At 66.9% G+C, this 16,842-nt stretch carries 7 protein-coding genes and 2 pseudogenes; 7 read left to right on the forward strand and 2 right to left on the reverse strand.

Annotated features, from left to right (window positions below; translation table 11 throughout):
• Positions 1–698: 698 nt before the first annotated feature.
• From XAXN_RS23005 to xopQ, 7 genes and pseudogenes are all read left to right on the forward strand, one after another.
• Positions 699–1,322 (forward strand): hypothetical protein, encoded by a 624-nt coding sequence (locus XAXN_RS23005; protein ID WP_241148240.1) that lies wholly within the window; start codon positions 699–701, stop codon positions 1,320–1,322.
• The gene (locus XAXN_RS07870; protein ID WP_134980316.1) at positions 1,319–2,026 is read left to right on the forward strand and encodes an ATP-binding cassette domain-containing protein; all 708 of its coding nucleotides are present in this window, start codon (positions 1,319–1,321) and stop codon (positions 2,024–2,026) included. The genes XAXN_RS23005 and XAXN_RS07870 overlap by 4 nt, the downstream gene beginning before the upstream one ends.
• 337 nt (positions 2,027–2,363) lie before the next feature.
• Positions 2,364–5,768, forward strand: a complete 3,405-nt coding sequence (recC, locus tag XAXN_RS07875; protein ID WP_054319134.1) for an exodeoxyribonuclease V subunit gamma — start codon at positions 2,364–2,366, stop codon at positions 5,766–5,768.
• A complete protein-coding gene (recB, locus tag XAXN_RS07880; protein ID WP_054319135.1) occupies positions 5,765–9,718 on the forward strand; it encodes an exodeoxyribonuclease V subunit beta in 3,954 nt (1,317 codons plus the stop codon). Before recC ends, recB begins: the two co-directional genes overlap by 4 nt.
• 200 nt (positions 9,719–9,918) lie before the next feature.
• Positions 9,919–12,214 (forward strand): annotated as a pseudogene (locus XAXN_RS07885) (AAA family ATPase); the annotation flags it as partial.
• 238 nt (positions 12,215–12,452) lie between these two features.
• The gene (locus tag XAXN_RS22430; protein ID WP_164514330.1) at positions 12,453–12,599 is read left to right on the forward strand and encodes a hypothetical protein; all 147 of its coding nucleotides are present in this window, start codon (positions 12,453–12,455) and stop codon (positions 12,597–12,599) included.
• A 276-nt stretch (positions 12,600–12,875) separates the two neighbouring features.
• On the forward strand, positions 12,876–14,270 hold the full coding sequence (gene xopQ, locus XAXN_RS07890; RefSeq protein WP_054319136.1) for a type III secretion system effector XopQ: 1,395 nt from the start codon (positions 12,876–12,878) through the stop codon (positions 14,268–14,270).
• 102 nt (positions 14,271–14,372) lie between these two features.
• Here the strand turns inward: xopQ and XAXN_RS22710 are convergent, their stop codons facing one another.
• Both XAXN_RS22710 and XAXN_RS07900 read right to left on the reverse strand, forming a co-directional pair.
• A complete protein-coding gene (locus XAXN_RS22710; RefSeq protein ID WP_054319137.1) occupies positions 14,373–14,552 on the reverse strand; it encodes a hypothetical protein in 180 nt (59 codons plus the stop codon).
• Between the two features lie 67 nt (positions 14,553–14,619).
• Positions 14,620–16,527: pseudogene (locus tag XAXN_RS07900) on the reverse strand (M61 family metallopeptidase).
• Positions 16,528–16,842 lie beyond the last annotated feature (315 nt).

Here is a 16,842-nt window from a genome sequence, read left to right on the forward strand (position 1 = left end):
AAGGAGGTCTCATGCAAGCCATTGTTCTGGATGATCTGGAAGTGAACGTTGCACCGACGGGGGCGTCGGATGCAGTGGGCGGTCCGTTGTGTGTTGGTGTCTTTGTTGTACTGATGCTGGTTCCAATGTAATCAAGTTGCGCTGGGCGGGCTCCATGAGCCCGCCTTTATGAGAGGCATTTTAATGACTTCGTTCTTGACGCCGCTGGAGCGCAGGCTGGCTACAGTGCTTCCTTGTACCGCGGCAGGAGTTGTTGTTTGGTATTCGCGATGGTGGCGCGTACGGGAATATCGAATTGAAGCAATCGCCAATGTGGCGATGCTGCTAGGGATCATACTGGCGCTTGTTTGGGTCTCGTCGTTGCCGATGCATACAGTGCAGCCTCATGTTCTGTCCGCTGGCGGAAAGCTTGGGCTGGTGGGAGGGATGTTGCTCAGTGGTGGTGTGTCAGGATGGCGATCGTCGCGCAGGACTTCGTTTTACCTTCATGGGCATTGGCTGGCGTGGTGCATGCAGCATCGACACTACTGTAACGAGCGAAAATTACGTTGTCTGTGGGGCGGATTACGTGGTGCTGTGAGCATGGCTTGTATCAGCGTCGTCGCCTCCCATTGGTTTGTCATATCTAGATTAGCTGTGGCCATAGCGGTTGCCGTATTTTTTATTGGATTCGTATTTGCCTTCTTTGCAAATAGAGGGTGTCTGAATGTTTCGATTTCTACGTCTGCCGCAAGCAGTCGTGGATTCGTACGTATCATGCCGGCAGCCCCCATGCTGCAGATGCCGCGCCCGAAAACGGTTGGATTTTTCTTTGTCGTCGCAATACTTGCCATCTCTCTATCGTTGCGGTATGGGCGGTACGTATTGAGCATCCCGGTATGCTGGGTATGGCAGTGGCGATATCGGCTATCGCATTCATCTTTTTTCAGACCTTGCTGGTCGCGGGGGCCACGGAACTGCACAGGTTGCTGGCTTGGACAGGCGTGGCGCCCTGGCGTGCGGTATCACGTCTGCTGTGGTTTCCTGTAGCGATTGCTGCAGGCATGGCGGCTCCGATTGCAATTGCTGCGGTTGTCCTACATCAACCGATTTGGATACTGGTTGTTTTAGTGGGGTTAGTGATCGCGTGTTATGTTGGAGTGATATGGGTGGTGAGCGACCTTGTAGGAATGGGAGGCGGCCGTCGTTCAATTTTTCGTATGGTAAATACGATATTTCCACTCGTAGCTCTAGTCGCTGGCCCGATCGCCGTGTTGATATTGCCGCTCCATTTGGGCTGGTTGATTCGAAGAGGGCATCATGCCTGGATGGAGAAAGTGTGATATCAATTAATATAAACGCGGTGTGTGCGGGCTATGCTGTTCACCAAGTTTTGTTTGAATTTACTGCGACAATAGCTGCTGGTGAAGTCGTAGTTATGATCGGCGCCAATGCTTCGGGAAAATCCACGTTGGTGCGGGTGCTTTCCGGATTGCATGAGGTAAGCGACGGTACCGTGGTTTATACGGATCTGGAGCTTGGAAGCCGTCCACCCGTCGGGCTCGCGGTGGCACCGAACATGCTGCCGGAGCGCTTGACTGGATTTCATGCGCTTGATCTAGTAGCGGCTGCATTGCGCACGAATGCCATCAAGGTGGCGATCGATTATGCGACTGTGGTGGATTTATATCCTTACATGCATGCTCCCATCGCATCATACTCGCTTGGGACTCGGCAGAAACTAGCGATCTCATTGGCGATGGTTGGCACGCCGCGGTTGCTGCTTTTAGACGAATCACTTAACGGGTTGGACTTGCCCAGTGTCGGCCGTACGCTGAAGTTCTTGCGTGAACTGACGCAGGTGAGTGGTCAAAGCGTGTTGTTAGTCACGCACAACATCGACCTTGCTCAATCGTATGCGCAGCGAGTCTGGATGCTTGAGAACGGGCGTCTAGCAAGGGAGTGGAAGCAAGATGAGCTGAGTCGGATGCAGTGCGAAGGTCAGCTTATTTCACGTCAGGTATTGGAGCACTTGAGTGGTGCATAGGCGGACTCGGGGTTTGATCATTCGCAACGCAGTGCCGACATTGCCATTGCATCGCCTAGGATTTCTGTCATCGAAGCCACCAGCATTGAAATTCCAAGAAACCGCTGTTCACCGTAGCGGAAATCGGCATACACCGCACGCCTGATGGTGCTTACAAACCCTGCTCTGTAAAGGGCCGTGTGGTTTTCAGGGGCGACGCATTACACCATCACCCAGCCCGCGCCTTGCGTGCCACTGATGACTTGACGCCGCAGGTGTAACCATCATCGGCGTGGGCGGCTCACCGATGCGGTAGAACGTGCTGTTGCCGCAACGCATCCGGCACAATAGCGGGAATATGCCTGTTACGCCCCCACCCGATTTCCGGCTGTATCCCTCCAACGCGCTGGATACCCTGGCCGCCCTGCTCGCCGAAGCGCTGCGCCGGCCGATGCCCGGGCAACCGTTGCTGCAGCCGGAGGTGGTGCTGATTCCGCAGGTGGCGATGCGGCGCTGGTTGCAGTCCACGCTTGCGGCCGAGCACGGTGTTGCGGCGAATCTGGAATTTCTCACGCCCGGCGAATTCGTCGCGCGTGCACTGGAGCGCAACCTCGGTGCGGCCGACGACGACCTGGACATGGCCACCACGCAGTGGCGGTTGTACGCGGCCCTGCAGGCGGACTTGGGCCGCGATGCGGCGTTGGCGCCGCTGGCCGGATACCTGGCCGATGGCGATGCACTCAAGCCATGGGCGCTGGCCGGCGAGTTGGGCAGCGTGTTCGAAAAATACCAGGCATGGCGCCGCGACTGGCTGCTGCGCTGGGAAGCGGGCGCCGACCCGGATGACCCGCAGGCCCGGTTGTGGCGCAGCATCGCCACCGGCCGGCAATACCGCGCCCGGCGCATCGGCCAGTATCTGGATCGCCATGCGCGTGCCGATGGTCCGTTGCCGCAAGGTTTGCCGCCGCGCGTGTTCGCGTTCGCCATCTTGAACATCTCGCCGGACGTCTTGCGCGTGCTGGCCACGCAGGCGCGCGTGGGCACGCTGCACTTCTATCTGCCCACACCGACGCAAGGGTACTGGGGCGACCTGCAGACCTTGTGGCAGTGTCGGCGCGAAGATGGCGCCGTGCAATTGTTCGCCGAGCAGGTGAAGGAAAACCCCTTGCTGCAGGCCTGGGGCGCAGCCGGACGCGATTTCATGGCGCTGGTGGGCGACTACGAAGTGGTGCACCCGCTGGCGGAAATTGCCGCCTACGCTGACCCGCTGGATTCCGGCCGCCGCACGCTGGCCGATGGCGGGCTGGGCGACAGCCTGTTGCGGCGCATGCAGAGCGATCTGTTCCATCGCCGCGCGCCTGCAGCGGGCGCGGTATTGCCGGCGGTGAATCTGCACGACCCCAGCCTGCAGGTGCACGCCTGCCACACGCGGCTGCGCGAGTTGCAGGTGTTGCACGACCAACTGCGTGCGCTGCTCGACGACACACGCTTCGATCCGCCCCTGCAGCCGCGCGAGATCGCGGTGCTGTCGCCCAATATCGACCCGTACGTGCCGTATCTGGATGCGGTGTTCGGTAGTCATGGCAACGACGACGCGCTGCCCTACGCGCTGGCCGATGCCAGCCCGTTGGCGAGCGAGCCACTGGCCGAAGTGTTCCTCACCTTGCTCGGTTTGCCGATCGCGCGTTTCGGGCTGCATGAAATCCTCGACCTGCTGGCCAGCGCGCCGATCGCCGAAGCGGCCGGCCTGGACGAAGCCGGGTTGGAACGCCTGCGCAATTGGCTGCACGCGGCCGGCGCGCGCTGGGGCCTGGATGCGGCGCACCGGCGGCAGCACCAGGCACCGGGCGACGATGCCTACACCTGGCGTTTCGCGCTGGACCGACTGCTGCTCGGCCATGCCAGCGGCGCCGACGAGGACATCGACGGGGTGGCGCCGTGGCCGCAGCTGGAAGGCAGCGCGCTGGCCGCACTCGACACCTTGTTGCGGCTGTTGCGCGTGCTCGAACGGCATCAAGCTACGCTGGCCGAGGCGATGACGCCGGTCGAGTGGCGCGAGCGTTTGCTGGGTCTGCTCGAAGCCTTGATTCCGGCCACGCCGACGGCGCCGCGCGCGCAACGCGCGTTGGATCGCTTGCGCGCGCTGATCGATCAATTCGCCCGCGATGCGGTGCGTGCCGAGTACGCCGGCACCGTGCCGGCCGAGGTGGTGCGTGCGCATTTCGCGGCGGTGCTGGGCGAATCGGATACGCGCGCGCCGCTGCTCACCGGCGGCATCAGTTTCGGGCGCATGGTGCCGATGCGCTTGCTGCCGTTCCGCGTGATCTGCCTGCTCGGCATGAACGATGGCGATTTCCCGCGGCGCGACCCGGCTGCCGGGCTCAATCGCCTCACCGCGGAACTGGGTACCGAACGTCGCCGGCACGGCGACCGCTCCACGCGCGAGGACGACCGCTTCTTGTTCCTGCAGTTGTTCGCCTCCGCGCAGGAAGTGTTTTACCTCAGCTATCTCGGCGCCGATGCGCGCGATGGCAGCGTGCGCGAGCCGTCGGTGCTGGTCAGCGAATTGCTGGCAAGCGCCGCGCAGTACCACATCGCCAGCAACGCGCTCGACATGCTGGTGGTGCGGCACCCGTTGCAGCCCTTCGCCGCCGCCGCGTTCGGTGCGCCGGGCGACGACGGCGCCGACCCGCGCCGTTTCAGTTATCGCCGGCAATGGCGCCCGGCGGTGGACAGCCTGGTCGGCCAGCGCCAGCCGCTCGCGCCGTGGGTGGCCGGCGCCTTGCCGGCCGACGACATCGGGTTGCCGGCCAGCGTGTCCATCGACGAACTGCGCCGGCTGTTTGCCGACCCGGCCGGACAGTTCTTGCGCCATCGCCTGGGGATGCGCTTGCCCGATCCGGCCGGCGAAGACAGCGACCTGGAACCGTTGCTCGCCCCCACGCGCGGGCTGGATCAATACGGTTTGCAGCAGCAGGTCTTCGAAGCGGCATTGGCCGGCGACACCGAGCACCTGTACGCGCGTCTGCGTGCCCGCGCGCTGTTGCCATCCGGCCCGCTGGGGCGCCGCCAGCTCGACGAGCGCGTGGTGCAATTGCGCCCGTATGCCGAGGCATTCCGACAATGGCGGGGCGAGGCGTCGGCCGAATCGCGCCGGCTGCAGGTGCAGATCGGCGAGATCGAACTGCACGGCCGTGTACCGGGCTGGTATGCAAGCGGCGTCGGGCGCGTGCAGGTTGGCGCGCTCAGCGGCCGCAGCGCCATTCGTCATGGCCTGGAATGGCTGCTGCTGCGCGCCGCCGGCGAGCACGCGCCGTACGTGCGCTTCTTCGAACACGACGATGGCCTGGGCCCGCATCCCATCGATGCGCAGCCGCTGTCGCAAACGCAGGCGCACACCGCATTGGCCGAGCTACTGCAGCTGTATCGCCACGGCTTGCAGACGCCGCTGGCGTTCGCGCCGTACAGCAGTTGGAAATACCACCAGGCTGCGCGCGGCGATGACTTGGACAAGGCCATCAAGGACGCGGCCGGGCAGTGGCAATCGGGCTTTGGCTGGAGCGAATCGCGCAGCCCGGAACTGCGCCTGGTCACGCGCGGCCGCGACCCGTTTGCCGACGCGCAACGCTTTGCCGAGTTCGCCACCACCAGCCATCGTGTGTATGCATTGCTCGAACAGGGAAACACCGGCGCGCCGCTCGAGACCGAGCGCGTGATCGACAGCTGGCAGCATTGGCGCGGCGCGCAGGAGGAGGCCGAATGAGCGTCAGCCCCGTCACCGACCCATATCTGCAGTTGCCGCTGCACGGCGTGCGCCTGATCGAGGCCAGCGCCGGCACCGGCAAGACCTTTACGCTGGCCACCTTGTTCACCCGGCTGGTGGTCGAGCGCGGCTTGCGCATCGGCCAGATCCTGGCGGTGACCTTCACCGAAGCCGCCACCCAGGAACTGCGCCGCCGCATCCGTGAACGCTTGGCGCTGGCCGCAACCTTGGTGCCGGATGGCTCACCAACTGGTGGAGAACAGGACAACGCCGCGAGCGCATCATCCGTTGCGCAGGACGCGCCCGACGCGCTGCTCACGCGCGCGATCCTCCTCACGCATCTGGACGCTGGCACCGAAACGCCCGCTGCCCTGCGCCGCCGCCTGCAGCAGGCGGTGGAAGAAATCGACCTGGCCGCCGTGTTCACCATCCACGGCTTCTGCGCGCGCGTGCTACGCGAACACGCGCTGGAAAGCGGCCAAGCCTTCGCCGCACCGGAATTGCTGGCCAACGACCGCGAATTGCTGGGGGAAGTGGCCGCCGATCTGTGGCGGCAGCGCGCCGCCGATGCGGTGATGGCCGAAGATCTCATCGCGCTGTGGCCGGGCGGCCCCGAGGCCTTGGCCAGCGATCTGCGCGCCTTGGTGAGGTATTCGCAGTTGCTGCCTTCACCCACACCGCCAGCGCCCGACCCGACGCCGATCCGCCACGCGGCCGCGCAAGCCCTGGTCGCCGCGCTGCACGCGCACGGCGACACTGCGTATGACGCTATCGCTTCGGCATTCGATAACAAGGTCTTCGATGGCCGCCGCGCGCGCCGCGCCAGTTTCGACAAGGCCTTCGAACAGCTATGGAACGGCAGCGCCGATGCTCACTGGGTCCTGGACGAAAAGGGACACCTGGACAAACTGCTGCCGGCACGCATGCGCGAGTTCTGCAAAGACGGCGCGCATGATCGCGTACCGTGTTCGCCATTGTTCGACGCACTTCAACTCTGGCAACAGGCCGACCTGCAGGTGCAGCAGTGGCAGCAGCAGCGTCGCATTCGCTTACTGCACGCGCTGCGCGAGGACGCCATCGCACGGCTCGCGCTGCTCAAGCGGCAACGCCGCGTGCAGACCTACGACGACCTGGTCGATGGGGTGGTGCATGCATTGCAAGGCGCGCAGGCCGACGCGTTGGTCAAGCGCCTGCGCACGCAATACGCCATCGCGCTGGTGGACGAATTCCAGGACACCGACGATCGCCAGTGGTCGATCGTTTCCAACGTATTCGGCGAAGGGCCACTCGCGCAGGCCGCCGGACTGGAACCGGCGCTGTTTCTGATCGGCGACCCCAAGCAGGCCATCTACGGCTTCCGTGGCGGCGATGTGCGCACCTATCTGGCCGCGGCAGTCACCGCCGAACTGGCGCCGCCGCTGAGCCACAACTTCCGCTCGCGCCCCGGCGTGCTGGCGGCCATCGACGCGCTCTACGCGCAGGCCGGCTACGCCGATGCCTTCCTCACCGACGGCATCGCCTTCCACCCGGTGCGGGCCGGCACCAAGCGCGTGGATGAAGACCTGCAACGCGATGGCGTCACTGCGCCAGCGTTGACGCTGTGGCGCGCGCCGGAACCGCCGCCGCCTGCGAAAGGCAAACCCAAACCCTGGAGCGCAGGCCGCGCGCGCGAGCTGGTCACCGCCGCCTGCGTCGCCGCAATCCGCGGCTGGCTGGCCGGTGGCCGCGACGGCGCGGCCACGGTGTGCGGCCGCCCGGTGCAGGCCGGCGATATCGCCGTGCTGGTGCGCAGCCACGGCGAGGCCACGCGTATCCAGCAGGCGCTCGGCGCGGTGGGCATCCCGGCGGTGGCCGCCGGCAAGCAGAGCCTGTTCGCCACGGAAGAGGCGCTGGAGTTGCTCGCCTTGCTGCAGGCCTTGCTCGACCCGGGCGACGACAGCCGCCTGCGCGCCGCCTTGGCCACGGTGCTGATCGGCGAAGACGCCGCCGCCATCGCCGCACTTGACCGCGATGGCGAGCGTCACCGCCGCTGGCAGCAACAGGCGCTGGACTGGCGCGAACGCTGGCAGCGCGGCGGCCCGCTCGCCCTGATCGGCGAGCTCGGCGCCACGCACGGGCAACGCCTGCTTGCCCTGGTCGATGGCGAACGCCGCCTCACCAACTATCTGCAACTGGCCGAACTGCTGCAGGAAGCCGACGCCCGCGCACTCGGCCCGCATGGCCTGGTCGACTGGCTGTCGCGGCGCATCGCCAATGCCGACGACAACGACGAAGCCCAGCAACTGCGGCTGGAATCGGACGCGCGCCGCGTGCAGATTGTCACCCTGCACAAGAGCAAGGGCCTGGAATATCCGCTGGTGTTCCTGCCGTATGTCGGCATCGGCCGCAGCGACAAGGGCGCCGGCCGCCATTGCGTGGTGCATGCGCCGGACGTGGGCCGTCAGCTGCACTGGAAGACAGAGCGCGACGACCCGAGCTGGAGCGCCGCCGAAGCTGCCTGGAAGCAGGAACAACGCGCCGAGGACGCGCGCCTGCTGTATGTCGGTCTGACCCGCGCCGAGCACGCGCTGTGGATCGCCAGCGGCCCGTTCCATCAGCACGAACGCATCGCATTGTCGGCCATGCTGCGTGCGCTCGATGCGCTGCAGGGCGCGGCGGGCGAGGGCACCGTAGTGGTGGACACCAGCACGCCGCCGGCCCACCTGCCGCGGCTGCCGGCTCCGAGCGAGGCGCAGGTGCCTCCCGCGCGCAGCGCGCAACGGCACATCGCCCCGGAATGGTGGGTGTATAGCTTCACCCAACTGGCCAACGCCGATGCCGGCGCGGTCACCGACGCGATGGCCAGCGCCACCGTCGTCGGCAGCGGCGGCAGCGATGAACCGTCCGGCAGCGAGGCGGTCGCCGCGGCTGTTGCCAGCGACGCCGAACCGTTCGATCCGCGCTTTGCCGGCAACCGCTTCGGCGTGGTGATGCACGACGTGTTCGAACGCTGCGACTTCGCCGCCTGGCAGGCCTGGCGGTCGGGCCAACCCGCGCCCGAGGGCCAGGCCGCACCCATCCTGGAGGCCCTGCAACGCGGCGGCTATGCCCAGGACGACCTCGACGACGGCCTGCGCATGCTCACCGCGCTGATCGGCCACACGCTCACCGTGGCCTTGCCCGAAGGCACCCGCCTGGCCGACGTGCCCGAACCGCAGCGCCGCAACGAAATGGAATTCCATTTCGCCATGCGGCCCACCCGCGTCGATGCGTTGCTGGCCCTGCTGCATCGGTTTGGCATGGTCGGCGACCGCCAGGCCTTCGGCGCGCGCCAGCGCCTGGAAGGCCTGATGACCGGCCTGATCGACCTCACCTACAGCGTGGACGGGCGCTGGTATGTGCTGGACTACAAATCCAATCGCCTGCCCAGCTACGACGCCGACGCCCTGGCGCGGGCCATGGCGCACAGCGAGTACGAACTGCAGGCGCTGATCTACACCGTGGCCCTGCACCGCTGGCTGCGCTTCCGTCTGGGCGAGGCCTACGACTACGCCCGCGACTTCGGCGGCGTGCGCTATCTGTTCTGTCGCGGCCTGGATGCCGGGCGTCATGCGGTGGCTGCCGGGTCGGAATCCGCTGGCCAAACCCCTGGCAATTCCATCGCGGGCCAGCGCACGCCCGAAACCGTCCTCGATTCCACGCGGGACGAACCCGACGCCGCTCCGAACGCCGACCTCACGACCACCGGCCTTGCGCTCGCGCCGCTTGGCGATCCGGCACCGGGCATCTATGCCTGGCGCTTCGAACCGGCGCTGGTGCAGGCCCTGGACGCCTTGTTCGCTGGCAAGCCTTCAGATGCGCTGTCCAGCAATGCAGCAGAACCCCATGTCGCCGACGGGCAAGAGCCCCTCTCCCCCCGGGAGAGGGGTTGGGGTGAGGGGACGTCCACCCAGGGAATGCCCACCCCATGAACCAACGCACCACGCCAATCGCATGGCCGACCCGCACCGCGTCCAAGTCTCTCAGCGATCGCGCCGAGCAAGCACCGCCCGCGTGCCACTGGCGTCAACGCTGCTGCGCGCCCGCACCGCACGCCATCGCACCACACGCCAGCACAGGTGCGCGGAGCATGGCGTGGCGCGCGCGCATCCGCCGATGGAATGCCAACGCCATGACCCACCCGAACCTCCTCACCGCGCTCCACCAGAGCGGCGCCCTGCGCACCCTGGATCTTGCCTTCGCGCAAAGCCTGCAACGCCTGGAGCCGGAGACCGACCCACAGGTGCTGGCCGGCGCCGCGCTTGCCTCGCTGGCGGTCACCAGCGGCCACGCCGGGCTGGACCTCGCCCGCGCCGCCATGTTGCTGGACGCGCGCGACGGCCCGTCGCCTCCCTTCCCGGACCCCGCCGACTGGCAACGCAGCCTGGCCGCCTCGCGCTGGGTCGACCAACCGCAGCCCGAAGCCCCGGCCGCCGCCGGTTGCCCACTCGTCCTCGAACGCGGCCTGCTCTACCTGCGCCGCTACCGCGAGTACGAACGCCGCCTGGCCCTGGGCCTGCAACGCATCGCCGCACAACCGCCGCCGCCCTTCGACGCCGCCACGCTCGCGCCGCTGTTCGCACAGTTGTTCCCGAATGCCACCCCAACCCCTCGCACCGCGGAGTCAGCCCCTCTCCCCGCGGCAGAGGGTGCCCGCAGGGCGGGTGAGGGTCAGGGCCTGCCCGAGCCATCCCACCAGCAAGAGGGCACAAATCCACCTGCGCCGTCCATCAAGGGGTCGAACCAGACAGCGCCAGCCCACGCCCCGGACCGCCAAGCCCAGGCCGCGGCCCTCGCGCTGCGCCGCACGCTGCTGCTGGTCACCGGCGGACCCGGCACCGGCAAGACCACCACCATCGCCCGCATGCTGCTGCTGCGCATCGCCCAGGCCCAGGCCCAGGCGGCCGGCACATCGCCGCCGCGCATCGCCCTGGCCGCGCCCACCGGCCGCGCCGCCGAGCGCATGGCCGAGAGCCTGCGCTTGGCCGTGGCCCGCGCCATGGAGCAAGGGCTGCCACCTCCCTCCGCCGCACCGACTCCAGACGCTTTCCCTCTCCCTTCTACCGCACCGCAACCAGACGCTTTCCCTCTCCCGCCTGAGGGAGAGGGTGCCCGCAGGGCGGGTGAGGGCAGCGTGCCCACCGACCCGCAAGGGAACACCGCCCTCCTCCCCACCGGTGCCAGCACCCTGCATCGCCTGCTCGGCGTCATCCCGGATTCCCCGCACTTCCGCCATAGCGCCGACAATCCGCTGCCGTTCGACCTGATCGTGGTCGACGAAGCCTCCATGGTCGACCTGCCGCTGATGTGCAAGCTGGTCGAAGCCGTCGCCGACGGTACCCAGCTGATCCTGCTTGGCGATGCCGACCAGCTGCCCTCGGTGGAAGCCGGCGACGTGCTGGCCGCCATCCTGCAGGCCGCCGGCCCCGGCGATGCCCTGCAGCCAGACGACGCCCACGCCCTGCAACCGCTGCTCGGCAGCCCGCCTACCGCCACGCCCGCGCCTGCCCACACCGGCGGGCTCACCGGCCATCGCGTGCACCTGCTGCGCGGTTACCGCCAGGCAGACAACTTCGCGCTCGCCCCACTGGCCGACGCCATCCGCGCCGGTGATGCCGACACCGCCCTGGCCCTGCTGCGCAGCGGCGAACTGCCCGGCGTGCACTTCCACGAAGACGGCGAAGACCCGCTCAGCAACGGCCGCGACGCGCTGCTCGCCCACTGGCGCGCACTGGCCAACGCCCAAGACCCCGCCGCCGCACTGCGCGATGCCGGCCGCCTGCGCCTGCTCACCGCCGTGCGTGCCGGCCCGCAAGGCGCGCGCGGCCTCAACGCCCGCATCGAACAACTGCTGGCCGACACCGGCTCCGGCGCCCGCCGTCTGGGCGGCGCCTCGCCCTGGTTCCATGGCCGCCTGCTGCTGATCACCGAAAACAGCTACCGCCACGGCCTGTTCAATGGCGATGTCGGCATCTGCCTGCGCAGCGACGCAGGCCCTTCCCCCGGCCAGGGCGACGCGAATGCCGTGACCGCACGCGATCACGCGCCATCGTCGTCAAGGCCGGGCCACGCCGGCGACAGGACACACCGTGACGCCCCCGCCACCGACAGCCGTGCCCAAGGCCCCTTGGTCGCCTGGTTCGAAGGCGACGGCGATGGACAGGTGCGCGGCTTCCATCCCGCCGCACTGCCCGCGCACGAAAGCGCCTTCGCCATGACCGTGCACAAGGCCCAGGGCAGCGAATTCGACGAGGTCTGGCTGCAACTGCCCACCCGCGACGCCCGCGTACTCAGCCGCGAACTGCTCTACACCGGCATCACTCGCGCCCGCCGCGCCCTGCACCTAGCCGGCAGCGAAGCGGTCATGCGCGACGCACTCGCAAGGCACGCCGCGCGGATCTCCGGGTTGGCGTGGCGGTTGGGTGGGGAGCAGATGCAACCCGCTGCTGGTGCTGCATCACCTTTGCGGGCAACAACGCCAACCGCGTCGGGCAATCCCATCCAGGGCTCTCTATTTTGATGTGGAAAACGTATGCACAGATGCCGAGATCGCCCAGGAAAAGCGGGCCTCTGCGTCAGCAACAGGTAAAACGTGCTTGTTGCTGGAGGCTCTGTATGAGAAGGCAATCGTGCCCAGCAAAGCCAGCGCTTCTGAGGACAGTCGGAATGAGCACCGCATCGCGCAGGCGCCGCGCCATGCCATGGCAGTCCCATATCGTTCAGCGCCGGCCTGTGCCGAGCGAAGCGCGCGAGTACGACGGCGTCGGCGCAGCGTGTGCGCTGCTCGCCAACACCGGCGTCGGGTTGGGTTGATGCGGCGGCGTGCCTGCCGGGTGTCTCTTCGTCGCCGCACACAGGAATTCACCACGCTGCCGTGGCGCTGCGCTGGACGTGGGTAACGTTGCGCGCCTGGTCGTCCGCTCGACCGCGGGATTGCGCCGCACGCATTGCCGCTGCCCACTGATGCACGCGTGAGCGCTCACACGCGACGGTTGCGTGCAGCGTTGTGCGCGCGTGACCGTGAGCACCGGTCTGTCGTGTTGCCAACAAGGGCTGCCAGCACCGCCGTTCACTGACAGAGGTCTTCCCATGCAGCCCACCGGAATCCGTTCCACCGCTGGCTTGCCCAGCGCAGACATGACGGCTGACCTGCGCGATGCGCCACCCGTCGCCGTGCCGGCACATGTCGCCGCAGACGCCGCCGCGCCGCCGCCGGGTGCCTTGCAGACCATCATTGGCCGTCCTCCCCGCCCTGACGCGCCACGGCACCGACGCACGCAGAGCTTGCCCGCGCGATTGACGCCTGCCCAGCTCAGCATGCTGGCCGAGCTCGGCGTCGCCGACACGCCCGTGCTGACGCCCACCGAGGCAGCCGTCCTGCGGGAGCTGCGTCTGCACCGGCCGCAGTTGCCGCTGGACACGCTGCTGTTCACCGACCCGAACAAGGACCCCGACGATGTCGTGACCTACACCATCGCCAAGCAGCTGCAGGTCGAAGGCTTTTTGCGTCTGACCGACGTTGTCGTCACCCTGGGCGATGCCGACATGCGATCGCAACGGGCGCAGCTGGCAAAAGGTGTCTTCGATCGCCTGGCATTGCCGGATGTTCGCGTCGCGCGTGGTCAGGACTACCCCATGACGTCCACGCAGGCCCGGGAGCATTCCAAGTTCCTCGCCGAGGGGACCGCGCTGCGTGCGGCGCCGGACGCCGTCCACACCGATGGCGTCCTTGCGATGCGCGAGCGCCTGGCAACCTCGCCCCACAAGCTCGGCATGGTGGTCATCGCCGGAATGACCGATGCCAGCGCCCTGCTTGCCGAGGCGGGCGATCTGGTGCGGGAAAAGGTCGCGTCCATCACCATCATGGGAGGCATCGACCCGGCCAGGGACGCCGATGGTTTCGTTCAACCGGATACGCGCGCCTACAACAACGCCACCGACATCCACGCCGCCCGTGCGCTCTACCGGCGCGCGCAGCAACTCGGCATTCCCCTGCGCATCCTGACCAAGGAGGCTGCCTACAGGGCCGCCGTGCCGCCAGCGTTCTACGAAGGCATCGCACGCAATGGCCATCCCGTGGGCGAGTACCTGCGCGATGTCCAGAAAAATGCCTTGAAAGGCCTGTGGGAAGGCATCCAGGCCAACCTGATCCCCGGTCTGGATACGGCGTGGTTCTTCCGTACGTTCGTTGCAGCACAACCGCAGGATCCAGCGGCACCGGGTCAGCAAGGTGACATGACCTTCGACGCCATCTGGCCGCAGGTGACCAAGCTCAATCTCTACGATCCGCTGACCCTGCTGGCGGCGCTGCCCGGCACCGCGCGACTGCTGTTCCAGCCAACGCCCATGCACCGTGAGGGAGCCAGCCCGGTGGAACATGTGGGCCACGCCGAGGTTGTGCGTCCGGAAAAAGCCAGGCTGTTGCTGTCGGCGCTGGCCAAGGCCGCGCTCGCCCGGGAGGACGAGGGGCAACACGCGCGCTGAGCGGTTCGCAGCATTCGCGGAGTGGCGCCGTGTGGCGTCATCCGCGAAGCGCGAGGTTGGGCATCCCCTCCAGTTCGTCCGCCTGCGAACAGGCCGGGCGGCTTACTTGCCCTTCTTTTCCTGCTTGGCCGCGCGCTTTTCTTTCAGCGTCTTGGTCGGCTCTTTCTTCTGGTTCTTCTTCTGGTCCATCCCCTTGCTCATGACACCCTCGTGGTTGCTGGATTGAACGCTCTGGCAGCGCCGGACCCGGCGTGCCAGCGTACTGTAAGGCTTGTGCGCCATGGAAGGGCAGAGGATCTGGCGAAGTGGAGCAAGTGACACCGGGCGGCGGCCGCCGACGCCCATCGCCTCAACGTGGCGCAAGCAGCCTGGCAAGGGTATCGGGCCGCCCGGCCAGCCGTTCCAGCCGTGGGTAGCGCAGCGGCCCGGTGTATACTGGATCTGCACGTCCGCGCGCTGCTCGTCCTGCGCAATGCCCAACACGATGAGGCGGCGTGTGGAGCCGCGCACCGCGTCGCGCGCCGCGTCCTGCTTGAACGGCGATCCATTGACGGGTCAACACGCGCGTGCCCGGCCGCAGCCCAGCGGCGAAGGCGGGGCCGTTCCAGGCCACCGTGCGCACCATGCCGTCGGCGCGTGCCGTCAAGCCGATCGAGTAGGTGAGATCGGCAACGCCAGCTTCTTCTTCGCTGGCACGGAACGCCGCCGTTGGCGTGTCCGTGTAGACAAGCGCCCAACCGTGCTGGGTCAGGCCGCGCGTGGTGTCCAGTTCGTCGTGGGCATCGATCCATCCGCGCTGGAAGCCTGCCCAGTTCGCTGGCGCCGCTGCCTGCAACGTGGCGCAGATGTCCTCGAACGTATAGGTACGCGCGGGCGCGTCCGGCGTGGCGCCGGCGAAAAAGCGCTGCGCGAAATCGTCGATGCTGCGCTTGCCCCCGCTGCGTGCGCGCAGTTCGGCATCCACCGCCAGCCACAGCATCACGCCTTCGGAGTAGTAATTGCGCCGGCGCTGCCAGTCGCGCCACGCCACCGGCTGGCGCAACATGAAAGCCGGGTAGTGCACGTCGTCGGATAAAGAGCGCCATGCCCGCCCGGGTCGCGTCGCAACTTCCGCCGCTTCGATGGCGATGCGGTCGCGCACGTCATCGGGCGTGAACTGGCCGGCCCGCGTCGCCAGTACCCGACTCAGAACTCGGTCTGCCCTTCGTACATCCACAACAGGCTTCCGGAGACCGGGACGTTCGGCGTCGGTGCCCATAAATCGGCAGGCGTCCGGTAAAAGCCGTTCCAGGCATGCACGATTTCATGCGCAATCAGGTCGCGCGAGGAGTTGGCCCGGCCAGTCCTGGAAATGCGACGACGCCAAACCGTTCTCGCTGGACGCGCGATGCTTGGTGCCGCCGGAAGCGCCCTCGTTGCTCAGCCGCGCCAGGATGGCGTAGCGCGCAAACGGCGGCGGGCCGAACACCGCTGCTACCTGCACAAGCAGCGCCTGCAGCTCGGCCACACGTGCGGGCGGCACCTGCAGATCCTCGGGCCGCTGCGCCACGATATCCAGCGACACCGCCCCGGTCAGCGACAGCTGCGCGGCATAACGGCCTGCAAGCACCGGCGCGTCCAGCAACGTTTCCAGCGATGTCGTCTTGAAGGCGTAGTGCGTGCCGCGCACGCGCTCCACGTCCAAGGCACTGATCGGCCGTAATCGATCCGGTAGCGTCAGCATGGCGGCCACAGGAATGTTCCGCGCATACCAGCCGGCTGGATACAGCACCAACTGCTGCCAGGGCACAGACACGATGTCGCGCGTCAGCAACTCGCCGCCCGACAGCATCTGGAACCGCACTTCAATGTGCTGCACACCAGCCGGCACCTCTACATGGAAGGCATGCGGTTCGTAGGCATCGCGCCGCCATGGCAGGCGGCGGCCCGCTGCGCTGACCTCCAGGCCGGCAAGATCGGTCACGGTGAGGCTGGGCCCATGGCTGGCAGCCTCCCAACGTGGATACAGCAGCGTCACGGCACCGCTCGCGTCTACCGGTATCTGCTGGTGCACATTGAAGATGCGGCGCGCTACGTCGGTGGCATCCACGTCCACGCGCATCACCCCGGCAAATGCGTGGTCCACCGGCGGCGCAATGTAGGTCGGGCCGTCACTGGCCTGCGCAAACCCCTGGCCCGCGAATAGGGCGAGCACCACCGCCAAGACCGACGCACGCGCAAAGCGGAAATGGGGAATGTGTCTTGAATGGATGCGCATTGCACGGCCTTGAACAAGGCCGTGATCCTATACGCCTGCAACACCATGCAGCCATCTCGAAAACAGCGCGCGGCTCCAGCTCGCTTTTAGCGCGTTCACCCGCATCGAAGGACACAAACGTGTCCACAGACCGAATGCACGCGGGCGCCGGTGGCAGCTGCGGCCTTAGGGCAACGCTGATCAAGCCCCGTTCCCGCGTTTCGCGGGAGGTTGGATGCACATAGACGATGGGGCGCGTAGATCGCTTTGCCCATTCAGGGCAATCCCGGTGATCGAGGCCTCTGTTGGGAGGCCTCTGTGCTTCATGTGGGCAAC

Origin of the sequence: Xanthomonas axonopodis, assembly GCF_001304695.1 — a bacterium.
Classification (GTDB): domain Bacteria; phylum Pseudomonadota; class Gammaproteobacteria; order Xanthomonadales; family Xanthomonadaceae; genus Xanthomonas; species Xanthomonas axonopodis.